At 61.0% G+C, this 16,391-nt stretch carries 11 protein-coding genes; 2 read left to right on the forward strand and 9 right to left on the reverse strand.

Going from position 1 to position 16,391, the window contains the following annotated elements:
* Positions 1-619: 619 nt before the first annotated feature.
* The 4 genes from HKD27_RS04390 to HKD27_RS04405 form a co-directional block, all read right to left on the reverse strand.
* The gene (locus tag HKD27_RS04390; protein WP_194688740.1) at positions 620-2,926 is read right to left on the reverse strand and encodes a TonB-dependent receptor; all 2,307 of its coding nucleotides are present in this window, start codon (positions 2,924-2,926) and stop codon (positions 620-622) included.
* Positions 2,927-2,992: 66 nt separating this feature from the next.
* Positions 2,993-4,327 carry an MFS transporter gene (locus HKD27_RS04395; protein ID WP_194688739.1) on the reverse strand — a complete coding sequence of 445 codons (1,335 nt, stop codon included), beginning with the start codon at positions 4,325-4,327 and terminating at the stop codon, positions 2,993-2,995.
* A gap of 103 nt (positions 4,328-4,430) precedes the next feature.
* Complete coding sequence (locus tag HKD27_RS04400; RefSeq protein WP_194688738.1) at positions 4,431-5,585, reverse strand: Xaa-Pro peptidase family protein; 1,155 nt, start codon at positions 5,583-5,585, stop codon at positions 4,431-4,433.
* A 161-nt stretch (positions 5,586-5,746) separates the two neighbouring features.
* Positions 5,747-6,391: a TetR/AcrR family transcriptional regulator gene (locus HKD27_RS04405; RefSeq protein ID WP_194688737.1), complete on the reverse strand. Its 645-nt coding sequence runs from the start codon at positions 6,389-6,391 to the stop codon at positions 5,747-5,749.
* A gap of 291 nt (positions 6,392-6,682) precedes the next feature.
* Between HKD27_RS04405 and HKD27_RS04410 the strand changes: the two genes are divergently transcribed.
* Complete coding sequence (locus HKD27_RS04410) at positions 6,683-8,836, forward strand: TonB-dependent receptor (protein WP_228518336.1); 2,154 nt, start codon at positions 6,683-6,685, stop codon at positions 8,834-8,836.
* Between the two features lie 7 nt (positions 8,837-8,843).
* Here the strand turns inward: HKD27_RS04410 and HKD27_RS04415 are convergent, their stop codons facing one another.
* From HKD27_RS04415 to HKD27_RS04435, 5 genes are all read right to left on the reverse strand, one after another.
* On the reverse strand, positions 8,844-10,052 hold the full coding sequence (locus HKD27_RS04415) for a DUF1501 domain-containing protein (protein ID WP_194688735.1): 1,209 nt from the start codon (positions 10,050-10,052) through the stop codon (positions 8,844-8,846).
* A gap of 3 nt (positions 10,053-10,055) precedes the next feature.
* Entirely contained in the window at positions 10,056-11,369 is a 1,314-nt protein-coding gene (locus HKD27_RS04420) for a DUF1800 family protein (RefSeq protein WP_194688734.1), read from the reverse strand.
* A 107-nt stretch (positions 11,370-11,476) separates the two neighbouring features.
* The gene (locus HKD27_RS04425) at positions 11,477-12,676 is read right to left on the reverse strand and encodes a glutathionylspermidine synthase family protein (protein WP_194688733.1); all 1,200 of its coding nucleotides are present in this window, start codon (positions 12,674-12,676) and stop codon (positions 11,477-11,479) included.
* Positions 12,677-12,685: 9 nt separating this feature from the next.
* Positions 12,686-13,000: a hypothetical protein gene (locus tag HKD27_RS04430; protein WP_194688732.1), complete on the reverse strand. Its 315-nt coding sequence runs from the start codon at positions 12,998-13,000 to the stop codon at positions 12,686-12,688.
* Between the two features lie 81 nt (positions 13,001-13,081).
* A complete protein-coding gene (locus tag HKD27_RS04435; protein ID WP_194688731.1) occupies positions 13,082-13,876 on the reverse strand; it encodes a deaminated glutathione amidase in 795 nt (264 codons plus the stop codon).
* A gap of 521 nt (positions 13,877-14,397) precedes the next feature.
* Here HKD27_RS04435 and HKD27_RS04440 point away from each other — a divergent pair.
* On the forward strand, positions 14,398-16,377 hold the full coding sequence (locus tag HKD27_RS04440; protein WP_194263813.1) for a hypothetical protein: 1,980 nt from the start codon (positions 14,398-14,400) through the stop codon (positions 16,375-16,377).
* Positions 16,378-16,391: the final 14 nt, after the last annotated feature.

The raw sequence follows: 16,391 nt of genomic DNA on the forward strand, positions 1-16,391 counted from the left end.
TGGGACCACGCGTCAGGCGAAACCGCCGCGACGTTCTGACTGGGGTCTGTTTCCCGCATTCCAGATGTTAATGCAAATGATTCTCAATAGCAATATTGTGTAATGGTCATCCTGTGGCCGCGCAGCCACACCGGACACCGCCAGACGGCAGGAACAGGAATGGTCATGGCGCCTCCGACAGTGATACGGACAGGACAACCGGAGCATCAGAACGGAGCCTGATCAGGCCTGTTTCATCGTGTGGGGTCCATCACGCACGGCCTTGCGGGCACTGTTGCCGTCATGGCCTTCGGGACAGTCCATTCCGCCAGCCTCACAGGAGGGCGGATCGCGCTTTGCCACGCCCCTTTACCGGACCTTGAGCTCAGAACTCCATCGCCAGACCGGCATCCCTGACAGACCGAAGCATCGGCTCCGGCGAGAGGCCATGACGGGATGACGACCAGCCTGCGACAGTCCATCGGCGGGGTCGGCTTTTTAGACTATGCGTTCGCTTGCCGGAAAACGCCTTCGCTCGCTGAATCCCGCGAACGGTTACGATGGAAGCCGCACGACGCGCCTGTTCGAGATTGGCACGATCGATCTTGGTACCGGGTTTCTTGTCAGCCAGAACGCAGGTTCAGAAATCCACCCGCAGCCGTCCGCCCACCATCCGCGGCGTTCCCGGAATGCCGAAAATTCCGTTCAGCCCGGTCTGGCGCGTCACGTCATAGCGCCGGTCCAGGATGTTGTTAACATAGGCCCCGAGAGACCATTTTCCGCTTTTCGGCGCGAAGGTCAGGCCGACATCCATCAGGAAATACGCCGGCATCCGGTACAGGTTGTTCCCCGGCACATCGAGCTGCGATCCGCGATAGCTGTAATCAAGATACGGCGTCAGCGTCCACCGCGTACCGAGCTTCGCCTTGTAGGATGCCGAACCCTCCAGCGTCAGTTTCGGGATCCCCATATCCACTCCGGCATAGCTGCGATACAGCGCCACCAGCTTGCCCGTCCTGATATAGGTCGCCGCAACGGCCGTAGAGTCGATCGCGCTGTAATCCTCGTAATTTCCGCGCTCATACCCGAAGTGCTGATGCAGCAGCAGCCCCGGAATGGGATTGGCGTCGATCTCCATTTCCACACCCCAGATCCGGCTCTTGGGAATGTTGACGTACTGTCCGACCACACCATAGTTCGACACCACGGCAAGCCCGGCCACCTGTTGCCCGTGATAGTCGTACCAGAACGCATCGCCATTAAGGCGGATTTTGTGGTTCCAGTAATCGGACTTGAAACCGACCTCATAGGCCAGCAGGGATTCCGGCTTGGTCGGATTGAGCTGCGAGGCCACAACCGTATTGTTCGCCGTAAAGCCACCTGGCTTGAAGCCCTTGCGGATGGAGCCATAGAACATCAGGTTGTCGAGCGCCTGATACTCGATTCCGCCCATCCCTGAAAACTGGTTCGTCAGTGCCCCGCGACGCCCGTAATGGTTGTCGAACGGTGTGGGATAGACGGCCGTATTATAGCGCATCGTCTGCATGTTATAGAGATCGCGGTCATCGGATTCATGCGTGATCCCCGCCAGCAGATGCAGCCGTTTCGTGACCGTCAGGCGCAGATGCCCGTACTGGCTGAACGCCTGCTGATCCTGATTATAACTCGTCCGCTGGATATAGGGTCGCGAGCCCGAGCCGGTATAGTCGTTGTAAATGACCGAATGCATCTGCGTGCGATCATAGTACATGCCCACATTCCATTGCAGCCGGTCATGCGGATTACGCGACGCCAGCTTCACTTCCTGCGAAAACAGGTTCGCATCCGTATTGACGTCATCGTCATAGATCGCATAGCGGGTGCCATCCAGATCCATCAGGTTATGCACATACATCTGCTGGAACGCACTGATGGTGCTCAGATCGGCAAAGCCCAGATTGCGCGTGAAATTGACGCCCGCCCCCCAGAACGTGTTGTTGTAGGATGGCTTCGTCCCCGCGGAATTGCCCGTGATCTTCAGAAAGTCCGGCGTAAAGCCCCAGCCCGTATTGCGGTTGTTCTGATAGGTCGGCGTATTGCGCGCCAGATCCTGGATATTGTAGGCGCCCATCGCCTGGGAATCATCCTGCATCCAGTTGCCGCTGAAGACGATATTCGTCCTGTCATCAGGCTGCCAGGCCAGCTTGGCCCGCAGCCCGCCCTTGTTCGCATTCCCCAGCGACTGCCCGGTATTGATGTTCTTCTGAAAGCCCCCGCCCTGCTGCGTAAAACCCACAATGCGGTACTGCACGTTCGACGACAGCGGCCCCGACACATACAGGTTCGTAATGCTGCGATCATAGGTCGCAATGTCTTCCGAAACCCCGTAATGGAACGTCTTCGTCGGATCAGCGGTCTTGATGTTGATCTCACCGGCCGTCACCGTCTGACCATGCGTAAAGCCCGATGGCCCGGTAGTCACATCAACCCCGGCCATGTCGAACATTGCAGCCCCCGCCATATACCCGATCGGCAGCGCCACGCCGTCCACATAGGTCATGACCGACGGCGTGTTGTTCGCCGTAAAGTCGTTCAGCCCCACACCACGCAGCGTGAAGTTCACTGCCGAACTCGAACCCTGCGGCTGCACTGTCAGGTTGGGTGCAAGGTTCATCAACCCCTTCACATCCGTCACCTGATGCCGCGCCAGTTCGGTTGAATCGATATGCGTGACCGACACGCCCTGATGCTGCATCGCCAGCTGCCCGAACGCATTTTTCCTGCGGTACACCTGGATCGATTCCGGATCCGAAGACGGCGCGACGTGCCGCACCCGCACCACCGAAGGCGGGGCAGCAGGGTGACCTTTCGTTCCATGCACAGCCTTGCCCGACGTCGTTGCCGCAACAGCCGGCAGTGTCAGAACCAGCGCACTCGTACACAGGAGAATATTGTTAAGTCGGAACATTTCAGGTCTCCCCGGGACAACTCCGGTTTCAGAAGATGTGGCAGTCATGCGGAAAGCATGGAAAATTCAGTACGCGGCCCCGATCTCTTCCAGAGACCGGTTCACGGTTGAGGGTCCGAAGATCAGGATGCTCAGCGCGCCAGCCAGCAGGATCAGCGCCGTCAGTCCGAACACCCCGGCAAACCCGGCCCGCGGATACAGCGCCCCGATCAGCAGGGGGGCGGCGATCGCGCCGGTCCGTCCGATAGCCGAGGCGCTTCCCATTCCCGTCGCCCGCAAGACGGTCGGGAAAATTTCGGGCGTGTAGGCATAAAGTCCGGCAAAAGCGCCGTTCATGAAGAAGGACAGCAGCATTCCTGCCGCAAGAATCCCTCCGGATGACGACACGAGCGCCATCGCGACTGCACTGAGCATGGCAGCAGCGAGATACGTCACGACCGTTGCCTTGCGCCCGAAATACTCGTTACAGAATCCCGCACTGAAATAGCCGGGGATCTGCGCCACACAGATGGCGATCGAAAACCCGAAACTGTGCGTGATGGTGAACCCACGCGCGATCAGAAGCGTCGGCAGCCAGGAAAAGAACGCGTAATAGCTGAAGGTGACCGACAGCCACAGAACCCAGCTCATGGCCGTCACCCGCCGCAGACCAGCACCCCACAGCCGCGCGAACTGCCCGCCCACCGACGCGCGCTCCAGCGTCACCGCACCCGGTTCATAAGCCGGAGACACAACGCCAACTCTCTTTTCGATATCGCAAAGAACGGAATGCGCCGCCTCCCCCCGGCCCACGCCTTCAAGCCAGCGCGGAGATTCCGGCAAAGCCCGACGCCACCACAGCAGCATAACCACCGGACACGCCGTCAGCCCCACTGCCCAGCGCCAGCCATCCGCAGAGCCCGGCACCAGCGCATATCCCAGCAGCGATGCGCCCACGAACCCGAAGGAGAAAAATCCCGCCAGCGCGCCCGTAAATACGCCGCGATATCGGCGCGGCACGAATTCCGACAGATACGGCGCAATGATCGCGGATTCAGCGCCCGTCCCAAGCCCGGCCACCACCCGCGCCAGTACAAAACCATGCCAGCTCACGCACAGCGCCGAGACGAGAGAGCCCACGCAGTAACACGCCAGCGCCCACATCATTACGGACCGGCGTCCCCAGCGGTCCGCCACCAGCCCCGCGGACAGCGCGCCAATGAAATATCCAAAAAACGCCCCGCTCCCCAGCAGACCAAGCTGGGTCATCGACAGCCCCCACAGATGCTGTAGGGCGGGCATCACAAAGGCGAGGATGGCGCCATCCAGCCCGTCAAAACAGTATCCCGCGCCCCCGAGCAACAGGAGCCGGTAGTGAAACCCGGAGAACGGAAGACACTCCAGTCGATCTGCAATGGACATAGGTTTCTATCCCGGAACGAAAGGCAGCAGAGGAATGCAATTTCTTCCGGCAGTTCTTTCGCCCCCCACCTTTCACGGCAGGAGGCGCAAGGCCGGAAGGGCTTTACCTGACGATCAGGTCTTCTTTTCTGTCAGGATATTGCGTGAGGATCTCGTACCCGGTCTCCGTCACCAGAACCGTGTCGGAATGGCGATATCCGCCCTTCCCCTTGATGTAGATCCCCGGCTCGATGCTGAAGATCATGCCCGGCTGGAGGACGTTGTCCTCACCCAGCGCCAGGAACGGCGCTTCATGGCTCGTGACGCCGAAGCTGTGACCCGTCCGGTGCAGTGGCGTTTCATAGCCGGCCCCATGCGCGATCGCCTGACAGGCCGCATCGATTTCCGAACCGATCGCGCCGGGTTTGAGCATGTCATACGCCTTGTAGCGCATCTTCATCATCGTATCGAAAGGCCGCTTCGCCTCTTCGGGGATCGTCTGAAGGAAGAACGTGCGCTCTATTTCCGCCCCATAGCCGTTGATCTTGCCAGCCACGAGCCCGAGGAACGGGCCGCCCGGCTCACAGGTCGCCGTCAGGCACGAAAAATTATGCGGATCATCCGTATAGGCCGGCGGCTGGATCAGTCCGGCCGCATGGGTCGACATGACGTTGTACTGCGGGGATTCCGTCAGGCAGCGCTGATAGAAATACGGCGTCGCGTCACCAATGGCATGCGCCACCATCACACCAGGCTGAACCTTGCCCAGCATCATCGCCAGCGCCTTCGTCATCACATCGCTCGTCCAGGCGATGCGCGAAATCTCATGCGCCGACTTGATCTCACGGACCTCATCAATGATGTTCAGCACCTTCACCGGATTGGGGATCTGCGCCTGCAGATAAGCCGGACAGGCCCCCTCGATCCCGACCGTCCCCTGCTTCGGCAGCGCCTCGGCAAACCGGTCGGACCAGCGCGATCCCACGATCGCCGGGAACTCCGCATAGCTCAGCAGTCTGAAGTCCCCGACCTTGTGGCGCAGCACATGCGGCACTTCGAGCACCGGCACGACGAAGAACGTCTCGGTCATCGTCAGCACGAGCACAAACGGCCGCTCATGCACGAAATTCGCAAAATTCGTCAGGTAATAGACATTGTCCGGATCGAAGGAGACATAGGCCGACAGACCGGCCTTCTCCATTTTCTCGCGAACCTTACGATGACGTTCGGCGATCTCGGGTGCGGAAACCTGTGCGGCAGTCAGAGGCGGCATCGTCATGTTTGACCTTATCTGTCCGGAACAGGCCTCTCCCCCTCACGGGGCAGGCCGTTCGTGAATCCAATATAAAAGCAATACAACCTACTTGTTTTATGGGCGTCAAGAAAATTATTCTAAACACGCAATGACCTGAAAGGCCCCGATCCCGCTGTCCGAAACGCTCAGTCCTGCCGCCCGGCAATTAGCAGGAACTGCGCCCGCGAGAACTGCCGCCAGACATCAAAGCTGCGCGCCAGATCCTCCAGTGGCACACCACGCGCCCGCTCGACCGCCATGCCCCGCAGCAGCGCCGAATTCAGCAGTCGCAATTCAACAAACCGCGGATCCGGCGTCACCATGCGCTGCCCCGAAAGCCAGCGGGTCATAAACTGATCGATCCGCGCCAGAACGGGTGCCGTCACTGTTTCCAGATCCGGATCGCTCCGCCGTGCCAGTTCGATCTCCACGGTCGCCAGAAATTCCGGCCCGTCCGTCACCAGCCGCCACATGGTGTCCAGCATGGCATCCACGCGCGCTTCCGGGCTGCCTTTCATGCTCAGCGCCCGCCGGTACAGCCGTGCGCGCTTGACCGCATAATGCCGCAGCACCATCGCCATGACCTGCGCCTTGGTTGGAAACTGGTGCTGCAACGCCCCCAGACTGACGCCCGCCGTTTTGGCGATGCGCTGGACGGTCGTTGCGGCATAGCCCTGCGTCTGCAGCAGCATGACGGTTGCCTGAATGACCTTGCCGCGCGTCTCCGCACTGCGATCGGCCTGTGTCCGACGACGGACGACCACAGGAGCGGGAGGGGATGAAACAGTCATAGGCCTGAGGAAAATTCCCTGACGAAAAACAGTCCGGAACGAGGTTCCCTCTTACAGACACTCCCCCCGATAGGAAATGCCCCATCGACCAACGCCCTGCCCCGAAAACCCCATGCCAATCAATATAGCATATTGCATATCATAACGCAGATGCTTTATTCCTGACGGACTTCCATCACCCGTGATGCCCCAAACCCCGTTCGCAGGCCGCCTTCCATGCGCACCATCAAATATAGTATAAGCTATATAATAGTCAGTTTACTATCGCGGAATAAGCGCTCCTGTGCGTGGATGACCGTCAGTCTGACCGTTCTCGGGACGGCGCTTGCAGACCCAACATTGCCCGAAACAGAACCGCAGACCGTCAGGAAAGCCGCCTCGTCCGAAAAGCCCCCTGCCCCCGAGCAGATCAGCGTCACAGGGCATCTCAACCGCGAACGGGCCCGCATTTTTCCGGGCCTTGGCGCGGTGGATTACACCATCGACCAGCACCAGATCACGACCACACCGGGTGGCCAGAACGCGGCCTTCAACCAGATCCTCCTGCGCGTCCCCGGTGTCGTTCTCGACAGTTATGGCGAGGTGCATGTGCGGGGTGAGCATGGCAGGCTGACCTATCGGGTCAACGGGGTGCTGCTGCCTGAAGGGCTGAACGGTTTCGGCCAGGAACTCGACACCCGCATCATCCAGTCCGTGGACCTGCTGACCGGTACGCTCCCCGCCCAGTTTGGCTTTCGTACCGCTGGCGTGGTGGATGTGACCACCAAGACCGGTGACAGCCTCAAACACAATCAGGTCTCGCTTTACGGGGGGAGCTACAACACGTTTGTCCCGTCCGTGCAGATTGGGGGGCAGCGTGGAAAGCTGGATTATTTCACCACGCTGTCCTTCACCCGCAACAACATCGGCATTGAAAATCCGAGCAACACATTCCGCGCGATCCATGATGTGACGGAACAGGAAAAGGCGTTTTCTTATCTGTCCTGGCATCTCGACGAGACGAGCCGCCTCACGCTGTTTACCAGCGCCTCTTATGCAGATTTCGAGATCCCCAACTCCTTCAAGACCTTCGATACGAACAACCCGGATTACACGGCGCTTTATGATGTCGCAGGCGTAAACCCACATGATCCGGCCATGAACTGGGCCAGCCTGAACGACAGCCAGACCGAACAGAACTACTACGCCGTCCTGTCGTATCAGCGCACGACGGACAAAATGAACCTTCAGGTCTCCCCCTATTTCCACTACGGCCGGATCGACTACACGCCGGACCGTGACCGGGACCTGATCTATCAGGGCGTATCCGAACATGAGGTCAATGATTTCACGACCGGTGGCATGCAGGCTGACCTGTCCTATGACATCGCACGCCATCACACGTTACGGGCCGGACTGCTGGGACAGTACACGTCCGAACGTCTCGATACCGATACGCTCGCTTTCCCTGTGGATGACCTGGGCAACCAGACCGTGAACACGCCTGTGCGCCTGATCGACAATACCGGGAACTGGTCGGTCGAGGCCGGGGCCTATATTCAGGACGAGTACAAAATCACCCGCAGCCTGACCTTCAATTACGGCATCCGCTACGACCGTTTCGCATCATCTTTCGATAATGAAGGCCAGTTGAGCCCGCGTGCGAACATGGTCTGGAAACCGACGCGCAGCACGACCCTGCATCTCGGCTATTCGCGCTATTTCGCCCCGCCCTCTCCGCAATATGTCTACCCGTCCACACTCGCCCGCTTTGCCGGGACGACGAACGCGGCGGCCAATACGATCGACAGCGCCACGAAGGTCGAGAAATCGCATTATGTGGATGGCGGCATCCTTCAGCGCCTCACGCCCGAATTTCAGATCACGCTCGATGCCTATGCCAAATGGGCGCATGACCTTACCGATCTCGGGCAGTTCGGCCGTGCGGTCATTCTGGCCCCCTTCAGCTACAGGCGCGGGCGTGTCTATGGCGCCGAATTCGGCAGTTCCTGGCGGCATGGGCCGTGGTCGCTTTTCGGCAATTTTTCCTACGTCAAAACCTCGGCCCGCGACATCAATTCCGCGCAGTACCAGTTCGATCCGGCCGAACTGGCCTATATCCGCAATCACGCCATCCAGCTTGACCATCAGGGCGAATTCACCGCTACGGCCGGGGCCTCGTGGACCACGAAACACGACATGGCCTATGCCGATTTCGTCTATGGCTATGGGCTGCGCAGCGGCTTTGCCAATCTGGAGAAGGAGCCGCAATACGACGTCTTCAATATCGGCTACCAGCATAGTTTCACGAAGGTACCGTTCGGGCATGACATCAAAGTCCGGGCCGATGTCGTCAACCTGTTCGACAAACGCTACCAGCTCCGGGATGGCAGCGGAGTGGGCATTTATCAGGCGCAGTACGGTCAGCGCCGAGGTACGTTCTTCGCAGTCGTCTCGGAGTTCTGAAACGCGTTCAGACCGGGACGACCAGCCCTTTCATGGGGTCCACGGCCGGGCCCGGGAAGACCGTTGCAACGGCCCGCGATGGCAGACGCAGATGATCGCAGAGAACACCTGCCGCCACCGCCCGCAGATCCGTCGTGGGAGCGAGGTCCCGGTTTTCGAACAGCTGGCTGCTCCGCAGACCCGGCCAGGTTCCCCCGACTTTCCCGCCCGCTACGGCCCCGCCAGCCAGAAAGGCGACCGTGCCCGTTCCGTGATCCGTCCCACCCGTGCCGTTGATGCGGACCGTCCGTCCGAACTCCGTCATCGCGAGAACCACCGTGCGTTTCCAGCTCTCGCCAAGCCCCTGACGCAGCGCCCCGATACCGCGATCGAGCTGCGCCAGCGGACTGCCGAGCCGTCCGAGCTGCCCCGCATGCGTGTCCCATCCGCCGATTTCCAGAGCCGCGATCCGGGGACCATGTGGCGTAGCCAGCATCTGCCCAGCCGCCGTGGACAGCCGGGTGAAGGCATCGGGCTTGCGGGACTTTTCCGGAGCGGCTGTGCCGCCCATGTCCATTCGGGACGCCTCGGAAAATCCGCGGGCCTTCAGAGCGCTGCGGAAAGCCGGGCCCGTCACGGGGTCATGGGCGTTCAGGGCGAGGATCTGGCTATAGAGATCGGCGTCCGGATGCTGGCTTCCGGCGGGCGCATAGCTGCCCACCCGCGCCGCCCCCCGCAGCAGAAGCGGCACCGTCAGCCCCATGGCCAGCCCGTAGCCGTCCGGCCGGTTCGCCTTCCCCTGAAGCACCGAAACGGCCCGGTTCAGCCACCCGCTGTCCAGACGCTCATCCGCGCCGCTTTCCAGATAATCCTGGGCCTCGAAATGCGACCGGCTGCGATAATGCCCCGCCACCGCGTGGATCGGCAGCATCTGGCCGTCTCCGTACAGCCCGTGCAGGGTCGCAAGCGACGGGTGCAGACCGTAGAAGCCGCCCAGATCGAGCAAGCCGCCCTCCTGTCCCGGTTCGGGGAGGACGAGCGCCCTGCGATACGTCACGAGATCAGAATCGCCATAGGGGGTGACGGCGGATAGGCCATCCAGCGCGCCGCGAAGGATCACGACGACCAGACGCGGATCATCCGGCCCACCGGAAGAGCCCGCAAAGGCCAGGGAGGACCGTCCCAGTGTCCAGCTGGCAGCCAGACCGAGCAGAGCAGTACGACGGGGGATCATCATGACTCAGCGCCTCTGGAATTCGGGGGAAGAAAACAGCAGGGCCAGCGCATCCTGACGCGACCCGGCGTGATGCATGGCGGTGCGCGTCTGCGGCCGCAGGGCGGGGCCCAGGGCGATATCGGCGATGTCCATCGGATCACCGCTTCGGACATGCGCGGCCACCCGCCAGGCCCAGTCCGCACGGGCCAGCATGTCCGCAGGCGCGCACCAGTCCGCGGCATTGTCGCTCCAGCCATTGGGCAGCGGTGCGGTCCACAGCGGCTGCCCCAGTGTGCTGAAAGCCGCGGCCAGCTGACGGGCGGGCGAATGCGGATCGTCCGGCCGGCTGGGCTCTCCACCGATGGATAACGCCCGGAGTACGGCCGTGGCGTAGTCCATGGGCGAGCGGAACTTGCCCCCGCCCGGCCCCGGATCGGGCAGGTCCGCCAGCGCGAGGGAGGCCGCCTGCAGATCGCCTTCACTATCCCGCAAAACGGTCTCGACATGCCGCACGGAAGCGGGTGACGGCGTATCGGATACGAAATGCCGGACCATCTGGGTGGCGATGTGGCGGTAGGTCGCGGGATGCGTGCCAAGGAAGTGCAGGGCCTGCACGCCGCCGTCCTCGCCTTCGGGAAAGGTCTGTCCCATGAGCGTTTTCGGTCCCGGTTCGTGCGCCTTTTCCCGGAACACGAAACCGGGCCGGTCTGCCTTCATGTCCACGCCCCAGCCTGTCAGGATCGCGGCGAAGGACGTCACATCTCCCTGGCTGTATCCGACGGCGGGCGAGACGGTGTGCAGTTCCAGACATTCGCGGGCCAGGTTCTCGTTCAGCCCGTGATGGCTCCTGCGCCCGGCCGCGCTGTCCGGCCCGATGGAGGACGCATTGTCCAGATACATCAGCATGGCCGGATGCCGCATGACCGCCAGAAGCATCTCCGAAAAACGCCCGGTCACATGCGGGCGGATGGCCTCGCGCATATAGGCGCCGATGACAGCCCGCGTGCTGCCCTGCCGCAGGCTCACGGTGAAATGGTTGAACCAGAACCACGCCAGACGCTCCCGGAAAGGCTGATCCGTCAGCAGCAGGGTGTCCATCTGCGTGGCGACTTCCGCCTGGAAGATCGGCTTGACCAGCGGGTCACCCTGAACCTTGGTGCGACGCTGTTCCCGCAGCGCGATCAGGCCATCCGCACAGGGAGACACACCTCTGAACGTGGCGGTGTCAGGCCCGGTCAGTTGATGCGCGAGCCAGTCATGCAGTGACAGGCCCGCGCCCTCCCGCGCATTGTCCCGCTGGCCCCATCCAAATCTGTTGATTGCACTGACAGGTCGCATGGCATCCTCACGATGTCGGAAGTCGGCACCCTACAGGACGCTGATCCCATCATGTGGCAAAACCGGGGCGGTGTTGTGTGAAGTTTTCAGACACGCTCCGCGATCGCTTACCCCAAGCGCAGCAGTCTGCGCATGAAGCCCGGCCTGCGGACCAGATGCGGCACGATCGGCGAGGTGTGACGCACGATCGGGTCCTGGCTCTCCCGCATGGTCAGACCGGCAAAGCTGTTCCCGACAATCCACGCCCCGACCGATGCCGTCACCCCGTCGATCCGGTGATCGGCGAATTCCTGATAGATTTTCGGATATGCGCCATAGGTCCCGGCCTCGGCGCAAAGGGCGCGGCCGTCGCGCAGGATACGCACATTCTCGCCCCCGCGCGCATGGATCGGCTTTTCCACATAGGCGCGGGGAGAAGATCGCCCGTGTCTGCCGGTCACGTCCTGTGGGGCATATCCGGCCGCCAGCAGATTGGGATGCCCCGGGTAACGCTTCCACAAGGCAGGCAGCAGCGCCTTGTTGGATAAAAGCGCCGTCCAGGGTGGATTCAGGAACGTACAGCCACAGTGCTCAAGGTGTCGGGCGCCGGAATCGCGGAACATCAGCTCCCACGGATACATGCGGATCATGCTCCGGACGATCCGCCCGCGATGCAGAAGCTGGCCGCCATGCGTGATGTCCAGATCGCGCAATTCGCAATGGATCGCCTCAAGTCCGGCCTGTTCGGCCCATTGCCGGTAATAGACGGCATGGGTCGTGTCTTCGAGATTGTCCGGATAGGGCACGATGTGAAGGGTGCGATCAATCCGCCCCTTCCGTCGCAGGCTCGCCAGCCGGTCCACAAGGGCCTGCGCGTCCAGAGGTGCATGGGTATGCGGGTGCCCCTTCTGCCGATGCCATGAATTCTGCATCCGCGTGCTTTCGGGCAGGGTCGCGGGCGTATCGGCATTATATTCGATCAGCCGGGGCTGGCCGTTGCACCAGGCGAGATCGAAGCGACCGATCAGGAATGGATCACGCCGCGCCCAGGACTGGCGCACCACGTCCTGCACGGCAGGCGGAATGTGAAACGCATCCAGTCCGCCCGGTTGCCTGACGGCGTCGTCCACGACCGACAGGCAGAGCCGGTGCAGCGTTTCCGAGACTTTCCGGATGAGCGCGACCGCAGCCGCATCGAACTCGTAACGGACATCTTCGCGCCAGGCGAAGCTGTCATCGGCGTTGCGGTAATAATGATAGCCAAGCCGGTCCGCCTCAGCCTGCCAGTCCGGTCGTGCGGAAGACGTCAGGCGACGGAGCTGAACCATGCGCGAAAACTATTCACCTCCGCCCGCATGGGCGCCCGCGCTTTCACCAAATCCGGCATGTCCCGCCGAACTCTCGTCTCCCCCTCCACGGCCGCCACGCTCATCGTCGGACCTTCTGGTGGATGTTGGAACATACACAGCGCCCGAGGAATGGCCGGAATCCGGACAGTTCTGGGGACGCTGGGCCTGCGCGGCCGCAGAAGCGCACGGATCAGGCGTGGCCGCAGCCTGCATTCCCTGTGGATTCCGCAGGCTCAGCCCAAGCACGCCGAGCCCCATGATGAGAGCACCGGCCCCTACACCCCACGCGATACCGTTTTTCATTGTTCCCACGAAGTAATGTTCAGCAGAAACTTACCGTAGCATATCTGATCGCAGAAGATAGATCCTCGGCCCTGACGCGTTTCAGTTTTTCAAACCGGCCAGAACCGGGGCCGCAAAGCGCCGGTTTTCCAGCACCGGCAGCACCTGTCGGGCATGAGCGATCCGCTCCCGGTCCAGCGTGGCAAAGCCCAGTGCAGGCGCCTCGCCCAGAGCCAGCGTCACGACGCCCAGCGGATCGACCACCATGCTGAATCCGGTATTGCGCGCGCCACATTCACCAACCGCCACGACATAGCAGGTGTTTTCCAGCGCCCGCGCCACCGACATGATTTCCCAATGCCGTTCCTTGCCCGGTCCCCGCACCCAGGCAGCCGGCAGAAGCAGAACCTCCGCCCCCGCCAGTGCCAGATGACGTGCCAGTTCCGGAAAACGCACATCATAGCAGGTCATCAGACCCACCTTCATGTCCCCGATCTGCACCACGGGCGGCAGTTCCAGCCCTGGCGAGGTGCGCTGGGATTCCTTCATGCTGAATGCATCATACAGATGCAGCTTGCGGTATGTTGCAATGAAGGCGCCGTCGCGCAACACGAACTGCGTATTGTAGAACCGCCCTGCCCCGTCCGGAACATTCACACATCCCACCACGGCAATGCCCTGACTGGCCTTGCGCAGCCCCTCCATGAACGGGCCATCCAGCGGCTGCGCCGTCTGCGGCAGAAGTTCCGGATTGTTGATGTCCTGCGCCAGGATCCCTTCAGGCAGGACCAGAAGCTCGGCCCCTCCCTCCCGCGCCCGTGCGATCAGGTCGAGGCATTGCCGCTGGTTGGTTTCCCAGTCCGGCGCAACAGCAAACTGTCCCAGAGCAACTCTCATCACCGCATTCCATTTCCAAAAAGCCGCATGGACCATCATGCCCGTCGGCAGCATGCCTGAGCGGCAGGATGGGGTGAAGATGGAATGCAGTCTTCCTGCAGAGGATGATGCACACTTCCAGCTCGCAAAACATCTCTGATACGCTTTTTTACAGAAAGAAAATCAATACCATTGAAATAAAATAAAACAATAACTAAAATTTTCATTATATAATAAATCAAGATATGTAAGTTATAAATATAAAAATATAATTAATCAAAAATATATTCAGAAATATCTTGAGATATTTACATTCGATTTTCCCAAGCCCTTTTCTTTTTCTTGAAATGGCAACACTCCCTTTTCGGAAAATAACTTCACGATTTCGTCATTTTATCGAAAATCCGGGTGGAAATATTGCGCATTCTCCGGGATTTTCTGCGGTCTATAGGGTGCCAGGGGCGACCTGAAAATCTTTTTAAAAGCCATCCTTTACGACTTCATGCACATGTTCCGGACATCTTTTGACATGGGGGAATTAGTTGAAACTGCTCACCTTCCGCACGCTGCGCTCCCTGCGGTTATCGGGACGCGGATATCTGTTTCTCGGCACGACACTGAGCGCCCTTGTACTGGGCACAACGGCGCGGGCCGATGATGATATCGTTTCAAGAATGGAACAGGAAATGAGCCGTCTTCAGGCAGCTCAGGCCCATGTGCAGGAAGAACAGCGCGCCATCAATCACGACATGGCCGTGCTGAAAGCGGAAATCGCCCGACACCACGCCTCGGGCACCTCTGCCTCCCACGCATCTCCTTCCCATGACGGACAGCTCGCCGCCGCCCGCCCGGACGGACGCAGTGATGTCCACGCAGACCATGGCGAACGGATCACCACCGCATCCGCCCGCCGTCATGGCCTCAAAACCGCCGAAGCTCCCCAGTTCACGGCTACCCCTGGCGAAATGACCGCCGCCAGGGGAGCTGAACCCCTCCGCGGAGCCGTGGCACGACGTGACCGCGTTTCCCTCTCCCCCACCGGACGCGGCCTGATCGATACCGACAAGGGGTCGGAACTCGCTGTCGTCGGCCACCGCGCCGAAGACGTGCTCGTCCATTTCGCCGAAAACGGCGTCGGCCCCCATCCACGCGAAACGCTGGGCGCACAGGCCGCAGGCGCCGTCGGCGATCACGGCGTGTTCCATCTCGGCCCGGTCACGCTCATGCTCGGCGGTTTCGTCGATACGGCCGCCGTGCTCGAGAACCGTCATGTCGCATCCGATACGTTCAACTACTGGCAGGACATGCCGTATCCGAACGAGCCGCGCTATCACACCAACAATTTTGACGGCGGCGCCCGCTACAGCCGCCTGTCCCTGCTCGCACGCGGCAACATCAATTCCGAAGCCACGATCTCGGGCTTCTTTGAATCCGATTTCGGTGCCGGCGCCGTCACGACCGATCCTTACGAAAGCAACAGCTACTCCTTCCGTCTGCGTCAGGCCTATCTGGCCTATGACGACAACAAGGAAGGCTGGCATTTCCTCGGCGGTCAGGCCTGGAGCCTTCTGACGCCAGGCCGTGCGGGTATCGTCGCACGACAGGAAAGCCTTCCGGAAACGATCGAAGCCTCGATGCTGGCGGGCCAGACCTGGTCCCGCCAGTGGCAGGTCCGCATCGTGAAGGATTTCTTCCATCACCGTCTGTGGACCGGTCTTTCGATCGAAAACCCCGCCACGCTGTATGACACGACCGGCTTTTCCGCCAGCAACGGTACCGTATCGATGCCCAACGGCTCCACCGTCACGATCGGCGAGAACGGTGTCGGCCTGACCAACGACACGGCGACATTCTCCAACGAGATCGCGCCCGACGTCATCGGCAAGGTCGCCTACGATCCCGTCTGGGGCCATTACGAAATGGAAGGCATCCTGCACTTCCCGCATGACCGCGTGACCATGGGCAATACCGGCCATAACAACACCGCCATCGGCGGCGGCGCGGGCGGTTCGATGATCCTGCCGCTCATTCCCGGCAAGGTGGAACTGCGCATGGCCGGCCTCGCAGGCTGGGGCATCAACCGCTACGGCTCCGTCCTGCTGCCCGATGCCACGCTCAAGGCCAATGGCAGCCCCGATCCGCTCTTCGGCGTCCAGGCCCAGGCCGGTGTCATCGCACATCCCAACCCGCGCATCGACGTCTACGGCTATTTCGGCACGCAGCGCGTCGGCCATTCCTATTTCAACGAAAACGGCAATTCCTACGGCTACGGCAACCCGGGCTATTCCAATGCGGGCTGTCTGCAGGAACTCTCCACCCTGTCCTGCACCGCCAATACCCGCAGTGTTTCGGAGATCACGATCGGCGGCTGGTGGCGCTTCTTCAAGGGCAAATTCGGCACCGTGGAAGCGGGCACGCAGCTTGCCTATTCGCGGCGGCAGATCTGGGCCGGCATCGGCGGCGATCCGCATACCAGCATGAGCCAGATCTTCTTCGACTTCCGCTACCTGCCCTTCCAGTAAGGGCTTTCGCCCCG

The organism is Gluconobacter sp. R75690, assembly GCF_015244525.1.
Classification (GTDB): Bacteria; Pseudomonadota; Alphaproteobacteria; order Acetobacterales; family Acetobacteraceae; genus Gluconobacter; species Gluconobacter potus.

Bases quoted from the DNA above. Each gene is read 5' to 3' on its own strand.
- HKD27_RS04390 (WP_194688740.1), bottom strand. From the start codon at position 2,926: ATGTTCCGACTTAACAATATTCTCCTGTGTACGAGTGCGCTGGTTCTG.
- HKD27_RS04395 (WP_194688739.1), bottom strand. From the start codon at position 4,327: ATGTCCATTGCAGATCGACTGGAGTGTCTTCCGTTCTCCGGGTTTCAC.
- HKD27_RS04400 (WP_194688738.1), bottom strand. From the start codon at position 5,585: ATGACGATGCCGCCTCTGACTGCCGCACAGGTTTCCGCACCCGAGATC.
- HKD27_RS04405 (WP_194688737.1), bottom strand. From the start codon at position 6,391: ATGACTGTTTCATCCCCTCCCGCTCCTGTGGTCGTCCGTCGTCGGACA.
- HKD27_RS04410 (WP_228518336.1), top strand. From the start codon at position 6,683: ATGACCGTCAGTCTGACCGTTCTCGGGACGGCGCTTGCAGACCCAACA.
- HKD27_RS04415 (WP_194688735.1), bottom strand. From the start codon at position 10,052: ATGATGATCCCCCGTCGTACTGCTCTGCTCGGTCTGGCTGCCAGCTGG.
- HKD27_RS04420 (WP_194688734.1), bottom strand. From the start codon at position 11,369: ATGCGACCTGTCAGTGCAATCAACAGATTTGGATGGGGCCAGCGGGAC.
- HKD27_RS04425 (WP_194688733.1), bottom strand. From the start codon at position 12,676: ATGGTTCAGCTCCGTCGCCTGACGTCTTCCGCACGACCGGACTGGCAG.
- HKD27_RS04430 (WP_194688732.1), bottom strand. From the start codon at position 13,000: ATGAAAAACGGTATCGCGTGGGGTGTAGGGGCCGGTGCTCTCATCATG.
- HKD27_RS04435 (WP_194688731.1), bottom strand. From the start codon at position 13,876: ATGAGAGTTGCTCTGGGACAGTTTGCTGTTGCGCCGGACTGGGAAACC.